Here is a 17,328-nt window from a genome sequence, read left to right as displayed (position 1 = left end):
CCCGGGGGCTGATGCGGAAGGGGGTGGAGGGGAAGTCGATGTCGGGGTGCGGGGTGTCGCTGTGCAGGGCCGGCGGGATCTCCTCGTGGTGGAAGGCCAGGAGCACCTTGATCAGGCCGAGCACGCCGGCCGCGGTGTCGGTGTGGCCGATGTTGGGCTTGAGGGTGCCGAGGGTGCAGTAGCCACGCCGCTCGGTGCCGAACGCCTCGGTGAGGGCGGCGACCTCGATGCCGTCGCCGAGCGGGGTGCCCGTGCCGTGGGTCTCGACGTAGGAGACGGTCTCGGGCTCGGCGCCGGCCACGGTGAGGGCCTCGGTGATCACGTCGGCCTGGCCGCGCACGCTGGGCGCGGTGAAGCCGGCCTTCAGGGCACCGTCGTTGTTGACGGCCGTGCCCAGCAGCACCCCGTACACCCGGTCGCCGTCGGCGAGGGCGTCCTCCAGCCGCTTGAGCAGCACCACGCCGGCGCCGTCGCCGGGCACGGTCCCGGCCGCGTCCGCGGCGAACGCCCGGCAGTGCCCGTCGGGCGAGTTGACGCCGCCGGGGGTGTGGACGTACCCGGCGTGCTGCGGGAAGTAGACGGTGGCGCCGCCGGCCAGGGCCATGTCGGACTCGCCGTCGAGCAGGCTCTGCGCGGCGAGGTGGACGGCGACGAGCGAGGACGAGCAGCCGCTGAGCACGCTGACGCTGGGGCCGCGCAGGTCGAGCTTGTACGAGACCCGGGGGGCCGTGAAGTCCTTCTCGTTGCCGAGCAGCGCCTGGAACTCCCCCACTTCGCGCAGGTAGCGGGGGTTGGCGGACAGGTGGCGCTGCCAGTACGAGGTGGGGCCGCCGCCGCCGAAGACGCCGATGGAGCCGTCGAAGCGGGAGGCGTCCCAGCCGGCCGACTCCAGCGCCTCCCACGAGCACTCCAGGAACAACCGCTGCTGCGGGTCGAGGAGTTCGGCCTCGCGGGGGGTGTAGCCGAAGAAGGCGGCGTCGAACAGCTCGACGCCGTCGAGTACGGGCCGGCGGCGGACGAGCCGGGGGTCGGCGAGCAGGTCCTCGGGGACGCCCGCCGCCGTGAGCCGCTCCGGGGTGAACGTGGTGTGCGCCTCGCGCCCGGCGGTGAGCAGCTCCCAGAACTCCCGCGCGGAGGCGGCGCCGGGGAAACGGCCGGCGAAGCCGATGACGGCGATCCGGTCGCGGTCCGGGCCGGGAGCGGTGTCGGCGGCGGGTGCGGTGCCGGGGACGGTGTCGGGCCGGGTCACGGGGCGTCCGTCCCGTCCGGCGCCGGGGCGCCCGCCGGAGCGCCCGCCGGGCCGTCCATGCGCCGGCGCAGCGACGCCGGGCGCATGTCGGTCCAGACCTCCTCGACGCGGCGCAGGCAGTCCTCCCGGCTGCCGGTGGTGCCCTCGTCGCGCCAGCCGGGCGCGTTGTCGCGGTCCGCCGGCCAGAGCGCGTACTGCTCCTCGTCGTTGACGACCACGCGGAAGCGGTCGCCGCCTTGTTCTTCTGTCACCGGAAGTGTCACCGGAAGTCCTTCGCGCAGTGCCGGGCGGGCGTTCGGAGGGCGGTTCGAGGGGGTGAGCTCTCGTCAGACCTGGGCCAGCAAGTCCTCGGAGATGACGGGCTGGTGGTAGGTGCAGGTGCCGGAGAGGACCATCGAGCCGTGCAGCCGCTCGGCGGGGATGAGCAGTTTGTCGCCCTCGTTCATGGGGATCTGCTGGTCGACGTTGTTCCAGAAGTGCATCTGCCCGACCTCGACGACGACGAGCCGGTGGTCGTCGTGGACGTGGGTGGTGGAGGTCTCCTCGTGGGACTCGACGAAGGTCTCCAGGTCGACCTCGATGTTCCGCTCGCGGATGAGGGCGTCGAGCTTCTCGGCCTTGACCCGGTACTCGTCGAGGCGGTCGGCCCAGTCGAGCTGGACGGCCAGGTCCTCGTCGTGGACGGCGGCGAGCCGGCGGGCGTCCTCGAAGCCGCGGTGGAAGGCGGTGACGGCCTCCTCCCCGAACCGCTCCGCGAGCGGGCCCACCAGGGCGGTGACCAGGGTGGCGAGCTCGTCGGCGGACGGGCGGGGGGCGTCGGCGAAGTAGGCGGGGTGCTCGATGCCGAGGCCCTCGCGGACCAGGCCGGCGCGGGCCGGGGCGGTGACCGCCTCGTCGAGCCGGTGGTGGGTCCAGGCGCCCAGGAACTCGCCGAACCGCGCGTGGTCGTGGGCGACCCGGTGGAGGTGGTTGGCGGTGCCCAGGGACGAGGAGAGGAGGAACTGCCAGTAGGCGTACGGCTCGGCGCTGAGGCCCGCCGCCGTCAGCAGCCGCCGGTAGAGGGGGGCGCGGCCGGCGCGGTCGCGGTAGTCGTCGAGGAGCAGTCCGCGCAGGGCGGGGTGGGCGGTGTCGTAGTCGCCGAGCAGGTTGCGGCCGACGGCGCTGAGCGCGGCGGGGTGCGACGCGGTGAGCTGGACGACGGAGAACAGCGCGGCCTCGCGCCGGTGCCGGCAGCCCGCCGCGACCTCCAGGGCCCGGCCGGGGCGGGCCAGCCGCTCCTCCAGGGTGGCCTGGACGTGCCGGACGAGGGCGTCGACGCCGGTGCCGGCGGGCTCGGGCCGGTCCTCGTCCAGCCAGGTGAAGAGGTGGTCCTCCAGGACCACGGCCGCCTTGCGGCCGAGGATCCGGTTCTCCGCGCTGCGGAACGCGGCGGCGTCCTGCCGGCTGGGGTGGTCGTCGCCGCCGGCCGGGAAGAAGAGGAGGTCGGCGTCGTAGATCGTGCGCAGCATGCGGTGGCCGAGCAGTCCGCGCAGGCGCAGCGCCTCGTCGGCGGGCAGCGGCTCGCCGTAGTCGAGGAATCCGAGGTCGTGCGGCCGGACCGGGCGCCGGAAGGGATTGTCGTGGTTGACCATTTCCGCCGCCGTCGCGCTGCGGAAGGGAGCGTTCGCCGCGTATTGGCGGACAATTCCGTTGGGGTCGTCCGGCGTGCTCCTGATGCGCGAGACGGGGCTCATGCGTTTCCCTTTCCTGGGACTTCCCTGGGACTTCGGCACTTCGTGGGACATCGGCACCGGTGGGTGGCGCACTGCTCGCGCGCGACCTCAAGCGCTGGGAATTCAACCAGCGTCGTGGATTGGCGTCGTCCAACCAGGGTTGGAAACCCCTTCCTCCACCCGGAGTTGACGCCCTGCGGTGGTGTGCCGGGGACCGGCCGCCGGTTATGGTGGCTGCGCCGCCGGGATGCGAACCGGGCGCGCGAAATCCGAGGGGCGACAAGGGGAAAGGTGTGGAACGCATGACCGAGACCGTGACCGGACCACCGCCCGGTACGGCGGACGGCGGACGCGCGCTGCGCGACTGGCTGGCCGCGCGGCGCCGGGAGAATGTGGTGCTGCGGGACGAGGCGACGGGGACCTACCAGGTTTTCGGTTTCGCCGAGACGCAGCGGATGCTGAAGGACGCGGAAACCTTTTCCTCGGATTTCGGCCGGCTGGTCCCGGCCACCCCGGTCACCGTACGGACGCCGGAGGGCGAGCGGACGGTGCCCAGCCTGCTCCAGGGGCACCTGAGCGTGACCGACCCGCCGCGCCACGGCAAGCTGCGGAAGCTGGTCTCGCAGGCGCTGACGCCGCGGGCGGTGCTGGCGCTGGAGGGCAAGATCGAGGAGATCACGGCGGGGCTGCTGGACGCCATGGCGGGCCGTGACGAGGTCGAGATGGTGGAGGCGTTCTTCAACCCGCTGCCGGTGACCGTGATCGCGGAGCTGCTGGGCGTACCGGCGGAGGATCACGCCATGTTCCGCGGCTGGGCCGACGCGCTGGTCTCGGCCCACCACGACACCGGCGCGGTGGACTCGGCGCGGCTCCAGGTGCCGGACGCGATGAACCACCTGCTGCTGGAGATGGAGTCGTACATCCTCGACCACGCGGCCCGCCGGCGCCGGCACCCGTCGGACGACGTGCTCAGCCGGCTGGTGGCCGCCGAGGTGGAGGGTGAACGGCTGAGCGAGAGCGAGGTGTTCACCATCACGCTGATGCTGCTGCTCGCCGGGCACATCAGCACCACCCTGCTCCTGGGCAACAGCCTGATCTGTCTGAACGACAACCCCGAGGCCCTCGCCGCGCTCCGGGCGGACCCCAAGCGGGTGCCCGCCGCCCTGGAGGAGGTGCTCCGCTTCAGCCCGCCGGCCCCGCTGGCGTACCGGCTGACCACCCGGGAGACCACCCTGGGCGGGGTGGACATCCCGGCGGACACCATGGTCGCCTCCTGGGTCCTGTCGGCCAACCACGACGAGCGGCAGTTCGCGGACCCGGAGACCTTCGACATCTCGCGCAGCCCCAACCCCCACCTGTCCTTCGGCCACGGCATCCACTTCTGCATCGGGGCGCCGCTGGGCCGGATGGAGGCCAGGATCGCGCTGACCAGGCTGCTGGAGCGCTGCCCGGAGCCCCGGTTCGCCGAGGCCCCGGTGCCCTACGAGTCGCCGACCATCTTCGGCGTCAAGCGGCTGGTGCTGTCGAAGCCGGTGGCCTGACCGGCGGGGATCTCGGGCCCGCTGCCGTGCCGGAAGGGGCAGCGGGCCGCGGGGGCGCCCGGCCCGGGCTCCGGCTCGGGCTCGTCGGGGAGGAAGTACTGCCGCCACTCGCGGTTGTCGGGGTCGCCGTACGAGCCGAGTTCGGGCGCCGCCTCGACGGCGTCGTAGCGGCTCAGCCGCTTGCGGATGGTCCGCCGCGCCGCCGCGCCGGGCGGGGTGTCGGCGCCCAGCTCCTCGAAGACCCAGCGCGGCTGGAAGGTGATGAAGAAGGCGGGGCTGTGCCGGCTGCGGCGCAGCACGTGCGCCGGGGTGTTGCAGACGACGAAGATGGACGTGCCGCCGAAGGCGAACTCCCACCAGGGGTCGTCGGTGTCCCGCGGCACCTCCGCGGGCCAGGGCTCGTGGTCGTGGTCGTGCAGGTACTGCAGAACCGCCCAGAACCGCTCGCGGTACTGCTCCAGCGTCCGGGTCACGCCGTCCGGCCGGAAGAAGACGATCAGGGAGGTCTCCCGGCCGAGTTCGCGGTACCTCTTCAGGTATTCGGTGAGCAGGCCGGTCATCGGCGCCCAGGCGTCCTCGTCGTCCAGCGATTCGACGAATCCGTACCGCAGGCTGTCCCTCTTCGTTCCGGCCACGGCGAAGGTGCACGGAAAGGGAGAGGTTTCCGAGAGCAGCGTCCGCTGCAATTCCTCTATGTGTGCGGGACCCCATGCCGGGGTTTCACCAATGACGTTGTCCGACAATTCAGTCTCACCCCGACGGTTATGGTTCCGCGGCAGGCTGCCCCTCACCCAGGGCATCGGTCGGCGAGGACGCTACCAGCGCCGTCGGGGCCCGGTCGTCCAACCTGGGTACGCATTGTCCCGTGCAACCAGGAGTGGACAAAGGGGTGTTGACCGCGTTCCGGCCGGACGCGGAACACCGTCCTCGACGCCTTCCGGGCGGGAAATCCGCCGGTTAGCATGTGCGCCGATCCTCTCGGCCGGGCTTTTTACCGGTCCGGTTACCGGTCCGTCCGGCCGGGAACACACCGCCATCTGTTATCCGCCGGCGCACCCGCAGCGGGCGCGCCCGGCCGGAAAAGGAGAAGCACATGTCCGCTCCCGTCCCGGCGACGCCCGCCGCCCCGCGCACCGAAGGCCCCGTAGCCGAGATCACCGAGGAGAGCCTGCGCGCGCTGGAGCGGGCCCTGGAGGCCCACCCCGGTGTCGAGCGCTCGGTGGTCCTGGCCGACGAGCACGCCGACGGGACCCGGACCCGCACCGCCTATGTGCTGCCGCGCCGCAACGAGGCGGTGGCCGCCGACGGCACGGAGCTCGGCCGGCAGTACGTGGCGGAGTGGCAGGGGGTCTACGACCACGTGTACGCGCAGCCGGAACCGGAGGACCCGACGTTCGACATCCGCGGCTGGCTGAGCAGTTACACCGGCGCCGAGCTGTCCGAGGAGGACATGCGCGACTGGGTCGACGGCACGGTCCGCAGGATCCGCGGGCTGGGCGCCCGCCGGCTGCTCGAAGTGGGCTGCGGTACGGGCCTGTTGCTGCACCGGCTGGTCGGCGGGACCGACCGGTACCTGGCGAGCGACATCTCGGCCGGCGCCGTCGAGCGCATCCGCGCCTCGTTCGGGGGGCGCCCGCCGGAGGGTCTGGAGCTGTTCCAGGCGCCCGCCGACGACCTGTCGGCGGTGCCGCCGGGCTCGGTGGACGGCTTCGTCGTCAACTCCGTCTCGCAGTACTTCCCGGACGAGGAGTACCTGGACCGCGTGGTGCGCGGGGCGGTGGACGCCGTCGCCGAGGGCGGGTTCCTCTTCGTCGGCGACATCCGCTCGCCCGCCGTGAACCGGGCGTTCGCCGCCGGCCTGGAGCTCTCCCGGGCGCCGGAGCGGGCTCCGGCCGAGAAGGTGCAGGTCCTCGTCGAGCGGCGGTGCTGCACCGGTACCGAACTCCTCATCGATCCGGTGTACTTCGCCGGTCTGGCCGGCCGGCTGCCGCGGGTCGCGCACGTGGCGGTGCTGCCCCGGCGCGGGCGGCGGGCCACCGAGATGAACCGGTACCGCTACGACGCGGTGATCCGGCTGGACGCGGTCCCGGGCGGCGAGCCGGTGGAGCCGGCGTGGGAGCCGTGGTCCGCCGTGGGGAGCGTGGCGGAGCTGCGGCGGCGGCTGGCGGAGGAGCGGCCGGCGGCGCTGGGCCTGCTGGGCGTGCCCAACGCCCGTATCCTCGCCGACCGGATGGCCGCCGAGCTGCTGGCGCGGCCCGGGCGCCCGGCGACGGCCGGCGAGGTGGTCCGGGCTGCGGCGGAGGCGGCCCGCGGCGCGGTGGAGCCGGAGGACCTGTGGGAGCTCGGCGAGGACGCCGGCGCGCCGCCCTACACCGTCCGTCTGAGCTGGGCCCGTTCGCTGCCCGACGGCGCGTTCGACGTCGCGCTGGTGCGGACGCCGGACGGCGGCGGCCCCGCGCCGGAGGTGCGGTTCCCGGCCGAGCCCGCTCCCCCGCGCCGGCCGGTGAGCCGGCCGTGGTACGGCAGGGTGGAGAACCTGCACCCGGCGAAGCTGCGCGCCCATGTGCGGGAGCGCCTGGCCGACGAGGCGGCCGGGCCCGGCCGTCTCGTGCTGCTGGAGGACCTCCCGCTCACCGCGGACGGCGCGCCGGACCTCGGGGCGCTGCGGTCCCTGCACTGGGCGTGAACCGGCCGTTCCCGGACGGCCGTCGGCCGCTTCCCACCGCGCGCCGGCGCATTGTGCACACGGGCCCGCGGCTCGTCAACGCACTTTACGCACTTGTGGGCATCCGGGGTGGCGATCGCCCTTTGCGGACATCTGTCCCGGTCGCCCTCCTGGGGGTGGTTCGTCGGCCGGGACAGCGGGAACGGCTTCTCCGCCGGTGGCCGAATATCGATTGCATGTAGCGGCCATTGGCAATGGTTATCATCTCGTAAAGCCCGTTCAAAGACAGCGTTCCGGCCAAAAGTCGGCCATGCGACTCAGCGACCCCCCGCCAAGAGCAAATGGAATTCACGCCAATCTATGACCGCAATGATCCGGCCCCTTGGAACCCGCACAAGCTCGCCTACGCTGTCACCGGTAATGGGTTTTCCCGGCTCCGCGCGGTGACGCGCCGGTTTACCTGCGACGACTCGTCTGATGGGGGAACGTGACAATGGGGGGCGTTGGTGCCGTACGCGGTGTGGCCGGACGGGTGGAGAGGTGCACGGCGCGGCCGGCCGACCGCGGTCCCGGCGGCGGAAGCGGAGGCGGCGGCAGGCGCTTCGGGCTGCTGCTGGGCGACGAACAGCCGCTGGTCCGCCGCGGCCTGCGCGCCCTCTTCGAGGCCGACCCCGCGTTCCATGTACAGGGCGAGGCCGGCAACGGCGACACGCTGCTGGAACAGGCCCGGATCCACCGGCCCGACGTCGTGCTGATGGACGCTGACCTGCCCGGTCCCGACGTCCTCGGGGTGGCCCGCCGCCTCGTCGAGGACCACACCGGCCGCTGCGCCGGCGTCGTCCTCCTCACCTCCGCGACCGGGCTGACCGAGAGCCGGATCCTGGGGGCCGCGCGGGCGGGCGTCCGGGGGTTCCTGCACAAGCGCGAGTCGTCGGAGGAGATCGTCGCCGGGGTGCGGTCCGTGGCCCGCGGCGGCGTGGCGATGAGCGAGCACATCGTCGGCCAGGTGCTGGCGGCGCTGCGCTGCGACCATCCCGCCGCGGCGCTCCGCCCGGCCGGTGAACTCGCCTTACTCACACCGCGCGAGCTGCAGATCTTCCGGCTGGTCGCCCAGGGGCTGACCAACCAGCAGATCGCGGACGTGCTGGTGCTTTCCGAGGCCACGGTGAAGTCGCACTTCAACCGCATCTGCCGCAAACTCGCCCTGCGCAACCGGGTGGACGCGGTCATCCTCGCGTACGAGATCGGCGTCGCCGGCGGCGTGGCCGAGCAGCGCTCCACGGCCTGACCGCCGACGGCCGCCGCACGGGTCCCGCCGCCCGGGTCCCGTCGGCGGGGTCAGCCCGCCAGGGCCGCGCCCGCCGGCCCGAGGAGGCCCGCCACCTCGGCGACGATCTCGTCCAGCCGGTCCTGGAGGTAGAAGTGACCGCCGGGGAAGGCGCGCAGGGTGAACGCGCCGGAGGTCACCTCCCGCCAGCGCGGCATCTCCTCCGGCCGGACGTGCGGGTCCTCGGTGCCGCAGAACGCCGACACGGGCGCCGTGATCCGCGCGCCCGGCACCGGCCGGTACGTCTCGATCAGCCGGTAGTCGTTGCGCACGACGGGCAGGAACAGGGCGCGGAAATCCGGGTCGTCGAGGATCGCGTCGGACGTTCCGGCGAGCGCGCGCAGGTCTTCCACCAGGTCCTCGTCGGGCAGCAGATGCGCCCGGGACTCCGGTGCCGCGTGTGGGGCGGGGCGGCCGGAGACGCACAGCCGCGCCAGCCCGCCCGGGCAGGCGGCCTCGATCCGCCGTGCCACCTCGAAGGCGACGGCCGCGCCCATGCTGTGGCCGAAAAGGGTCAGCGGGCGTTCGGCCGACAGCGGCAGCGCCGCGGTGACGCTGTCCGCCAGCGTCGCCATGTCGGGCACCAGCGGGTCCTCGAACCGGTCCTCGCGGCCCGGGTAGCGCACCACCAGCAGCTCGGCCTCCGGCGACAGCCGCTCGACCCAGCCCCGGTAGGCGCTCGCTCCCCCGCCGGCGTGCGGGAAGCAGACCAGGCGCGGGGCGCCGGGCCGGGCCGGGTGCCGTCGCGTCCACCGTCCGTCCGCCGTGGTGGTCCGGTCCGTCATGCTCGCTCTCCCGCGCTCCCGTGGCCGGGCGCCGCGGTGCGTACCGCCCGGCGGCCGCGGCCGTGCGTACCCCGTACTCCGAAAGCGCGAGCGTACAGATCGCGCCGAGCCGGCGGCAAGCTCCGCGGGAAGAGGGGAAACCACGGTTGGAGGCCGTAATGGCTACCGGGGTTGGACGACGTCCGCGCGGTCCGCTGTTACGTTCGGCCGAGGCCACAGGAGTGGTACCGGAACCCCGGTGACCGCCTTTTCCCCGGAATTCCCCCGGAAATTCGCCCCGCGTCCGTCCGCGGGGTCCGGCCCGCCGTGCCGCGGCCCGGAGCGAGAAACAGAGGACCGCAGTGACGCGTACCGAGGACCAGTCCGACCCCACTGCCGAGACCCGACGACGGGAACTCGCCGCACTGCTGCTCGCCGAGGCCGGACTGGCCGGCCCGGACCCGTCGTTCGCCCCGGTCGCCGGGCGCGCCGAGGACGGTCGGGACGACGCCGACGGGAGCACGGCGCCCCTGTCGTCGGCCGAGCGGCGCATGTGGTTCCTGCGGCGGTTGCGGCCCGACGGCGTCGCCTACAACCTGTGCGGCGGCATCCGTCTGACCGGGCCGCTGGACCGGGCCGCCCTCGGCGCCGCCCTCACCGCCCTGTCGGCCGCCCACGACGTCCTGCGGACCGTCTACCCGGCGGACGCCGACGGCTCCCCCGGCCGCCGGGTGCTGCCCCCGGCGCCCGTCCCGCTGCCGCTGACCGACCTCGGCGAGGTGCCCGCCGGCGAGCGGGCGGACCGGGCCCGGGCGGCCGTGTCCGAGGAGGGGCGCCGCCCCTTCGACCTGGACGGCGAACTGCCGGTGCGCTTCCGGCTGTTCCGGTTCGCCGACGACGACCACCTGCTGTCCCTGACGGTGCATCACATCGCCTTCGACGACCTGTCGTGGGGCAGGGTGCTCGACGAGCTCGCCCACCGCTACGCCGAGGCCGCGGGCGCCGGGCCCGCGTCCGCCGCCCGGCCCCGCGTCCAGTACGCCGACTACGCCCGCTGGGAGGCGCGCCGGCTGGCCGAGGGCGCCTGGGAGGACCAGCTCGCCCACTGGCGCGAGCGGCTGCTGCCCCACCCGCCGGCCCTCGCCCTCCCCGCCGACGGGGCCCGCGGCGACGCGCCCGGCCCGGCGGACGCCGGTACGGACGGCGTACGGCGTGACGCCCGGCTCGGCCCCGAGGCCGCCGGGGCGCTGCGCGCCCTCGCCCGGGAGTCCGGCGTCACCCTGTACACCGCGCTGCTGGCCGCGTACCAGACGGTGCTGCACCGCTGGACCGGCGAGGACGACATCGCCGTCGGATCACCGGTGGTCAACCGAAGCAGGGCCGAATTCGAGGACGTCGTCGGCAACTTCGGCAACACCGTGGTGCTCCGCACCGACCTCTCCGGCGACCCGGCGTTCCGTACGCTGCTCGGCCGCGTCCGGGACGTGTGCGCCGACGCCTTCGCCCACCAGGACGTGCCGTTCGACCGCGTCACGGAGGCGCTGCGGCCCGCCGGTGCGGTGGGCCGGACCTCCCTGTTCGACGCGGTGTTCTCGTTCGTCGCGGCGGAGCCGAGCCGGACTCGCGCCGCCGGCGTGCTGTTCGAGGAGCTGCCGCACCACAACGGCACGGCCCGGTTCCCGCTGGTGCTGGAGGCCCGGGAGGCCGGCGGGGACATCGTCCTCGGGCTGACCGCCCGCGCCGGACTGTTCTCCCCGGCCGCCGTCGAACGGCTCCTCGGTCACCTGGTGGAGCTGACCCGGGGCGCGGCGCTCGGCCCGGACCGCCGGCTGAGCGAACTTCCCCTGCTCACAGCGGAGGAGCGGCGTCTGGCCCTGACCGTGTGGAGCGGGACGGGGACCGAGCCGGCCGAGTCCCGGCCCCTGCACCGGCTGGTCGAGGAGCAGGCCGCCCGGACCCCGGACCTCGTCGCGGTGGTCGCCCGGGACGCCCGGCTCACGTACCGCGAGCTCGACGATCGGGCGGAGGAACTCTCCCTGCGGCTGCGGGCGTCGGGCGCCGGGCCGGAGCGCGTGGTGGGCGTGCACCTGACCCGCTCGCCCACCCTGGTGGTGGCGCTGCTGGCGGTGCTCAAGGCGGGTGCCGCGTTCATGCCGCTGGAGCCGTCCTGGCCGGCGCTGCGGCGGACGGAGGTGGCCCGCGCCGCCCGGCCCGTCCTGGTGCTGACCGACGCGGCGACCACCCCGGCCCCGCCGCCGTTGGACGTTCCCGTCCTCGACCTGGCCGAGCCGTGGGTGCCCGCCGCGCCGATGCCCGAGGCGGTGGTCGACATGGAGAACGTGGCGTACGTCATCCACACCTCGGGCTCCACCGGCGCCCCCAAGGGGGTGATGATCCGTCATCAGGCCATCTCCAACCGGATGGTGTGGCAGTCCCGGCTGCTCGGCATGACCCCGGACGACCGGGTGCTGCACAAGGCCCCGATGGGCTTCGACATCTCCGTCAACGAGATCTTCCTGCCGCTGGTCAACGGCGCCCGCCTGGTCCTGGCCGACCCGGACGCGCACGGTGACATCGGCCACCTCGCGGAGGTGATCGAGCGGGAGGGCGTGACCTTCCTCTACATCGTCGCGTCCATGCTGGACGTCCTGCTGGAGCGGGACGACATCTCCCGCACCGCCCGCTCCATCCGCCACCTGTGGTGCGGCGGCGAGGCGCTCACCCCGGCGTTGTACCGGCGGTTCCGGGAGCGGCTGGACGCCACCATGTACCACGGCTACGGGCCCGCCGAGGCCACCATCGGCGTGAGCTGCCGGGTGTTCGACGAGCGGGCGGACGGCGCGTCCGTCTCCCTCGGGCGCCCCAATCCCAACGCCCGGCTGTACCTGCTCGACCGGGCGCTGCGCCCGGTCCCGGTGGGCGTTCCCGGCGAGCTGTACATCGGTGGCATGCCGCTGGCCCGGGGCTATCTCGACGACCCGCGCAGGACGGCCGAGGCGTTCGTCCCCGACCCGTTCGCCGTCACCCCTGGCCAACGGCTCTACCGCACCGGCGACTTGGGCCGCTACCGTCCGGACGGCGAGATCGAGTTCCTGGGCCGGGCCGACGACCAGGTCAAGGTGCGCGGTTTCCGCGTCGAGCTCGGCGAGGTGGAGGCGGCGCTCACCGCCCATCCCGCCGTGCGGCAGAGCGCGGTGCTGCTGCGGACGGGCGCGCCGGGCGGCGACCGGCTGGCCGCCTGGTGCGTCCCGGAGGCGGGGGCGGCGGCGCCGACCGTCGCCGCGCTGCGCGACTGGCTGGCCGCCCGGCTCCCGCACTACGCGGTCCCCGGCGAGCTCCGTGTGCTGCCGGCCCTGCCGCTGACGGCCGCGGGCAAGACCGACCGCAAGGCGCTGCTCGCCCTGGCCCCGGCGGTCCCGGACGAGTCGGCGGCCACGCCGTTCGTCGGGCCGCGCGACGCCCTGGAGCGGGACGTCGCCGCCGTCTGGGCCGAGCTGCTGGGCCGGGACGACATCGGCGTCCGGCACAACTTCTTCGACCTGGGCGGGCACTCCCTGCTCCTGGTACGGGCCCAGGCCCTGTACCGGAACCGGCTCGGCCACGACATCCCCCTCGTCGAGCTCTACGACCACCCCACGGTCGCCTCGCTCGCCGCCCGCATGTCCCGCGGGACGACGGCGGGGGACGAGACGGGGGACGGCGACGGGCCGGAACTGGACCGGATCCGGGCGCAGGCCGAGCGCCGGCGGCAGACAGCGGCACGGCGCGCGGCGGCGGCCGGCCGGACGGCGCGACAGCGGGCGCAGGCGCCCGGCGAAAGGACGCGGTGACCACCGTGAACAGCGACGTGGCAGCGGACGGACTCGACGAAGGCGCCGGCACCGACATCGCCGTCGTCGGCATGGCCGGGCGTTTCCCGGGCGCCCGGGACCTGGACGCGTTCTGGACGAACCTGACGGAGGGCCGGGAGGCGGTCGCGCCCCTCGACGACGCGACGTACCTGGCGGCGGGCGGCGACCCCGCGCGGCTGGACGACCCGTACCTGGTGAAGGTGGCGTCGGTCGTGGACGGCATCGACGAGTTCGACGCCGAGTTCTTCGGCTACCCGCCGGCGGAGGCCGAACTCCTCGATCCGCAGCAGCGGTTGTTCCTCCAGTGCGCCCACCACGCCCTGGAGCGCGCCGGGTACGGGCCGGGCACCACCACGGGCCCGGTCGGCGTGTACGCCGGGGCCGTGCAGAGCCGCTACTTCCTCGACCACGTCCACCCCCGGCTGCGCGGCGCGGACAGCGTCACCCTGCACCACGCCCAGCTCGGCAACGTCAACAGCACGCTGGCCACCCGCGTCTCGTACGAGCTGGGGCTGACCGGGCCCAGCCTGTCGGTGCAGACCACCTGCTCCACCTCGCTGGTGGCGGTGCACCTGGCCTGCCAGGACCTGCTGTCCCACCAGTGCGACACGGCCCTGGCGGGTGGCGTCTCCCTCAACCCGGCGCTGCGGCAGGGCTACCGGTACGTCAAGGACGGCCCGTTCTCGCACGACGGGCACTGCCGGCCCTTCGACGCCGACGCCACCGGCATGCTCGCGGGCGAGGGGCTGGGCGTCGTGGTGCTCAAGCGGCTGGCGGACGCCCTGGCCGACGGCGACCACATCCACGCCGTGATCAAGGGCAGCGCGGTCAACAACGACGGCGACCGCAAGGTGGGCTTCGCCGCGCCCAGCGCCGCCGGGCAGGCGGAGGTGATCGTCGCCGCCCAGGCGGTGGCCGGGGTCGACGCGGATTCCATCGGCTACGTCGAGGCGCACGGCACCGGCACGCCGGTCGGCGACCCCATCGAAGTGGCCGCGCTCACCCGCGCGTTCGCGTCCTCGACCGACCGCCGGGGCTTCTGCGCGCTCGGCTCGGTCAAGGGCAACATCGGGCACACGGACGCGGCGGCGGGCATCGCCGGGTTCATCAAGGCCGTCCTGACCCTCGAACACCGCACGATCCCGCCGACCTTGCACTTCCGCTCCCCCAACCCGCTGCTCGGCCTGGAGGACGGCCCGTTCCACGTCCCCACCACCACCCGGGCGTGGGAGAGCGACGGCCGGCCGCGCCGGGCGGGCGTCAGCTCGCTGGGCATCGGCGGCACCAACGCCCACGTCGTCCTGGAGGAGGCGCCCGCGCCGCCGCCCCGGCCCGCGCCGGCGCCGGCGGACGGGGACGCGCTGCTGACGCTCTCCGCCCGCACCCCCGAGGACCTGGCCGCCCTCGCCGAGGACCTCGGCCGGCACCTCCGGGACCGCCCCGGGCTGCCGCTCGCCGATGTCGCGCACACCCTCGCCGCCGGCCGCCGCGCCCGCCCGCACCGGCTCGCGCTGACCGCGTCGGACACCGCCGAGGCGGCCCGCCGGCTGCTCGCCGCGCCTCCGGCGGCCGGGCCCGCCGGCGCCGACCGTCCGGTCGTCTTCCTGTTCCCGGGCGCCGGCTCCCAGCATCCCGGCATGGGCCGCGGCCTGTACGAGGCCGAGCCCGTCTACCGGCGGGAGATCGACCGCTGCGCCGGCGTCCTGCGCCCGCTGCTCGGCCGCGACCTGCGGGACATGCTGTACGGCGAGGCCGCCCCGCCCGCGCCCGGCGCGCCCGAGGGCGTCTTCCCCACGCTCGTCGCGACCGAATACGCCCTGGCCGTGCTGCTGATGTCGTGGGGGATCCGGCCCGCCGCGCTGCTCGGGCACAGCCTCGGCGAGTACACGGCCGCCTGTGTGGCCGGCGTACTGGCCCCCGAGGACCTGCTGCCGCTGGTGGTCCGCCGCGAGGAGCTGTTCGCCCGGGCGGCCGGGACCGGCGGCATGCTGGGCGTCTCCCTCGGTGAGGACGCGGTCCGGCCGTACCTGGCCGGCGGCCTCTCGCTCGCCGCCGTCAACGGGCCCGCGGCCTGCGCGCTGGCCGGTCCCGAGGAGGCACTGGCCCGCGCCGAGGAGCGGCTGACCCGCGACGGCGTACGGCACCGCCGCATCCGCTTCGCCGCCGCCGCACACTCCGCCCTGCTCGACCCGGTGCTCGGCACCTACGCCGAGGCCGTCGCCCAAGTGCCGCTCAAAGCACCGGAGATACCGTACGTATCCAACCTCACCGGCACCTGGATCACGCCCGGGCAGGCCACCGACCCGGCCGCCTGGGTGCGGCACACCCGCGAGCCCGTCCGCTTCGGCGCCGGCCTCGACACCCTCCTCGCCGAGGGGAACCCGGTGCTGCTGGAGGTGGGCCCCGGCCGGGCCCTCACCGGGCTGGTCCGCGCCCGGGGCGGCGACGACGCCGTCGTGCCCGCCATGCGCCACCCGCAGGCGGCGGAGCCCGACCACCGCACGCTGCTGGACGCGGTCGGGCGGCTGTGGACCCTCGGCGTCCCGGCCGACGTCGCGGCCGTGCACGCCCGCCGGTCCCCGCGCCGCGTACCGCTGCCCGGCTACCCGTTCCGCCGCTCCCGGCACTGGATCGACGTCCACCGGCCGGACGGCGAGGCGGCCCCCGGGCTCCGGCCGGCCGCCCCGGCGCCGTTCCCCGTCCCGCTGGCGGCGGAGCTGCCCCGGATGGTCCTCGCCGAACAGCGGCTGCGGGCCGAACACCCGCCGCTGCGCGACCCGGAGGACCTCACCGCCGGCCTCGACCGGCTGGCAGCCGCCCACGTCTGCGCGGTGCTCCGCGACGCCGGGGTGCCGCTCGCCCCCGGCGCCGTCCTGGACCGGGAGGACGTCCACCGGGCGTTCCGCACCGTCCCCGCCTACCGGCGGTTCCTCGACGCCCTGCTGGCGATGCTCACCGACGACGGGATCCTGCGGGAGGACGGCGGACGGCTGCGCGTCACCCCCGCCGTCGCCGACGTGCCCGAACCGGCCGCGCTCTCCCGCGAGATCCTCGCCGGCCACCCCGGGCGGGCCGAGGACCTGGCGTTCCTGGAGCACTGCGTCCGGCACTACCCCCGGGTGCTCGACGGCACCACGGCCGGCACCGAGGTGCTGCTCCCCGACGGCGACGACGCCCGCCAGCGCGCCCTCATCGACCGGCGCCTCGCCTACAGCGACATTCCCCTCTTCCGCCGCCTGATCGCCGAGACCGTCGCCCGGCTCGCCGCCGAGGCGGGCCGGCCGGTGCGGATCCTGGAGATCGGCGCCGGACGCGGCTACCTCACCTGGGAGGTCGCCGAGGCGCTGCGCGGCCTTCCGGACGTCACGTACCACTTCACCGACCTGGGCCGCTCGTTCGTCCTCGACGGGCAGCGGCGGGCGAAGGAGGACGGGTTCACCGGCATGGAGTTCGGCGTCCTCGACATCACCAAGGACCCGGCCGCGCAAGGTCTCCCGCCCGGCGGCTTCGACGTCGTCCTCGCGTTCAACGTCCTGCACGCCACCCCCGACCTGCGGCGGGCCGTGCGCAACGCGGGCGAACTGCTGGTGCAGGACGGCGTGTTGATGCTGCTGGAGGCGTCCCGGCAGCAGCGCTGGTCGCTGATGACGACCGGCCTCTACGAGGGCTGGTGGTACTTCGACGACGACCTGCGCGACGGCTCGCCGCTCGTCACGGCGGACCGGTGGACCGGGCTGCTCGACACGGAGGGCTTCGCCGACGTCACCGCCCTCCCCCGGGACGGCGGGGCGGACCACACCTTCGTCGCCGCCCGCCGCGCCCGGAAAACCGCCTCCCCGGCCCCCGCTCCCCCCGCGAGCCGGGCCTTCAACCGGCGGCCCGCCCTCTCCGTGCCCTACACCCCGCCCGGCACCGACCGGGAGAAGGACGTCGTCCGGCTGTGGGAGGACGTCCTGGGCATCGACGGCATCGGCGTGCACGACAACTTCTTCGACCTCGGCGGGGAGTCGCTGCTGGCCATGCAGCTGTTCGCCCGGCTGCGCGACTCCACGGGCGTCGAACTGTCGCTGCAACGGATCTTCGACGCGCCGACCGTCGCCGAGCTCGTCCCGCTGCTCGACGCGGCGGCCCCCGCGAGCGCGGCACCCCGCATCCGGCCCAGCGCCCGCCGCGCCCGGACCGCCGCCGGCACCACCCGCGACCACAGGACGGAGTAGCC

The 17,328-nt window shown here is 74.7% G+C and carries 10 protein-coding genes; 5 read left to right on the top strand and 5 right to left on the bottom strand.

Annotated elements, in window-relative coordinates; all coding sequences use genetic code 11:
* The 3 genes from ACSNOK_RS02715 to ACSNOK_RS02705 form a co-directional block, all read right to left on the bottom strand.
* Positions 1–1,249: polyketide synthase (locus tag ACSNOK_RS02715; RefSeq protein WP_436778905.1), on the bottom strand; the 1,249-nt coding region annotated here is incomplete at its 3' end.
* Positions 1,246–1,500: an MbtH family protein gene (locus ACSNOK_RS02710; protein WP_436778904.1), complete on the bottom strand. Its 255-nt coding sequence runs from the start codon at positions 1,498–1,500 to the stop codon at positions 1,246–1,248. The genes ACSNOK_RS02710 and ACSNOK_RS02715, both read right to left, overlap by 4 nt.
* 75 nt (positions 1,501–1,575) lie before the next feature.
* On the bottom strand, positions 1,576–2,982 hold the full coding sequence (locus ACSNOK_RS02705) for a hypothetical protein (protein WP_436778903.1): 1,407 nt from the start codon (positions 2,980–2,982) through the stop codon (positions 1,576–1,578).
* A 281-nt stretch (positions 2,983–3,263) separates the two neighbouring features.
* Between ACSNOK_RS02705 and ACSNOK_RS02700 the strand changes: the two genes are divergently transcribed.
* Positions 3,264–4,502, top strand: a complete 1,239-nt coding sequence (locus ACSNOK_RS02700) for a cytochrome P450 (RefSeq protein ID WP_436778902.1) — start codon at positions 3,264–3,266, stop codon at positions 4,500–4,502.
* Here ACSNOK_RS02700 and ACSNOK_RS02695 read toward each other — a convergent pair.
* Complete coding sequence (locus tag ACSNOK_RS02695) at positions 4,442–5,302, bottom strand: YqcI/YcgG family protein (protein WP_436778901.1); 861 nt, start codon at positions 5,300–5,302, stop codon at positions 4,442–4,444. The two genes, ACSNOK_RS02700 and ACSNOK_RS02695, sit on opposite strands and share 61 nt — an antisense overlap.
* 293 nt (positions 5,303–5,595) lie before the next feature.
* Here ACSNOK_RS02695 and ACSNOK_RS02690 point away from each other — a divergent pair, with 293 nt between their 5' ends.
* Both ACSNOK_RS02690 and ACSNOK_RS02685 read left to right on the top strand, forming a co-directional pair.
* Entirely contained in the window at positions 5,596–7,188 is a 1,593-nt protein-coding gene (locus ACSNOK_RS02690; protein WP_436778900.1) for a methyltransferase, read from the top strand.
* 472 nt (positions 7,189–7,660) lie between these two features.
* Positions 7,661–8,455, top strand: coding sequence for a LuxR C-terminal-related transcriptional regulator (locus ACSNOK_RS02685; protein WP_436778899.1), 795 nt, complete (start codon positions 7,661–7,663; stop codon positions 8,453–8,455).
* Between the two features lie 50 nt (positions 8,456–8,505).
* Here the strand turns inward: ACSNOK_RS02685 and ACSNOK_RS02680 are convergent, their stop codons facing one another.
* Complete coding sequence (locus ACSNOK_RS02680; protein ID WP_436778898.1) at positions 8,506–9,279, bottom strand: thioesterase II family protein; 774 nt, start codon at positions 9,277–9,279, stop codon at positions 8,506–8,508.
* Between the two features lie 341 nt (positions 9,280–9,620).
* On the opposite strand from ACSNOK_RS02680, the gene ACSNOK_RS02675 reads away from it, so the two are divergent.
* Both ACSNOK_RS02675 and ACSNOK_RS02670 read left to right on the top strand, forming a co-directional pair.
* Positions 9,621–13,088: a non-ribosomal peptide synthetase gene (locus ACSNOK_RS02675; protein ID WP_436778897.1), complete on the top strand. Its 3,468-nt coding sequence runs from the start codon at positions 9,621–9,623 to the stop codon at positions 13,086–13,088.
* Positions 13,085–17,326 carry a type I polyketide synthase gene (locus ACSNOK_RS02670; protein ID WP_436778896.1) on the top strand — a complete coding sequence of 1,414 codons (4,242 nt, stop codon included), beginning with the start codon at positions 13,085–13,087 and terminating at the stop codon, positions 17,324–17,326. Before ACSNOK_RS02675 ends, ACSNOK_RS02670 begins: the two co-directional genes overlap by 4 nt.
* The last annotated feature ends 2 nt before the right edge of the window (positions 17,327–17,328 follow it).

It is taken from the genome of Streptomyces sp. URMC 126, from assembly GCF_051386555.1.
In the GTDB taxonomy this organism is placed as follows: Bacteria; Actinomycetota; Actinomycetes; order Streptomycetales; family Streptomycetaceae; genus Streptomyces.
The sequence above is the reverse complement of the archived record's forward strand: the minus strand, read 5'-3'. Positions and strand labels throughout refer to the sequence as shown.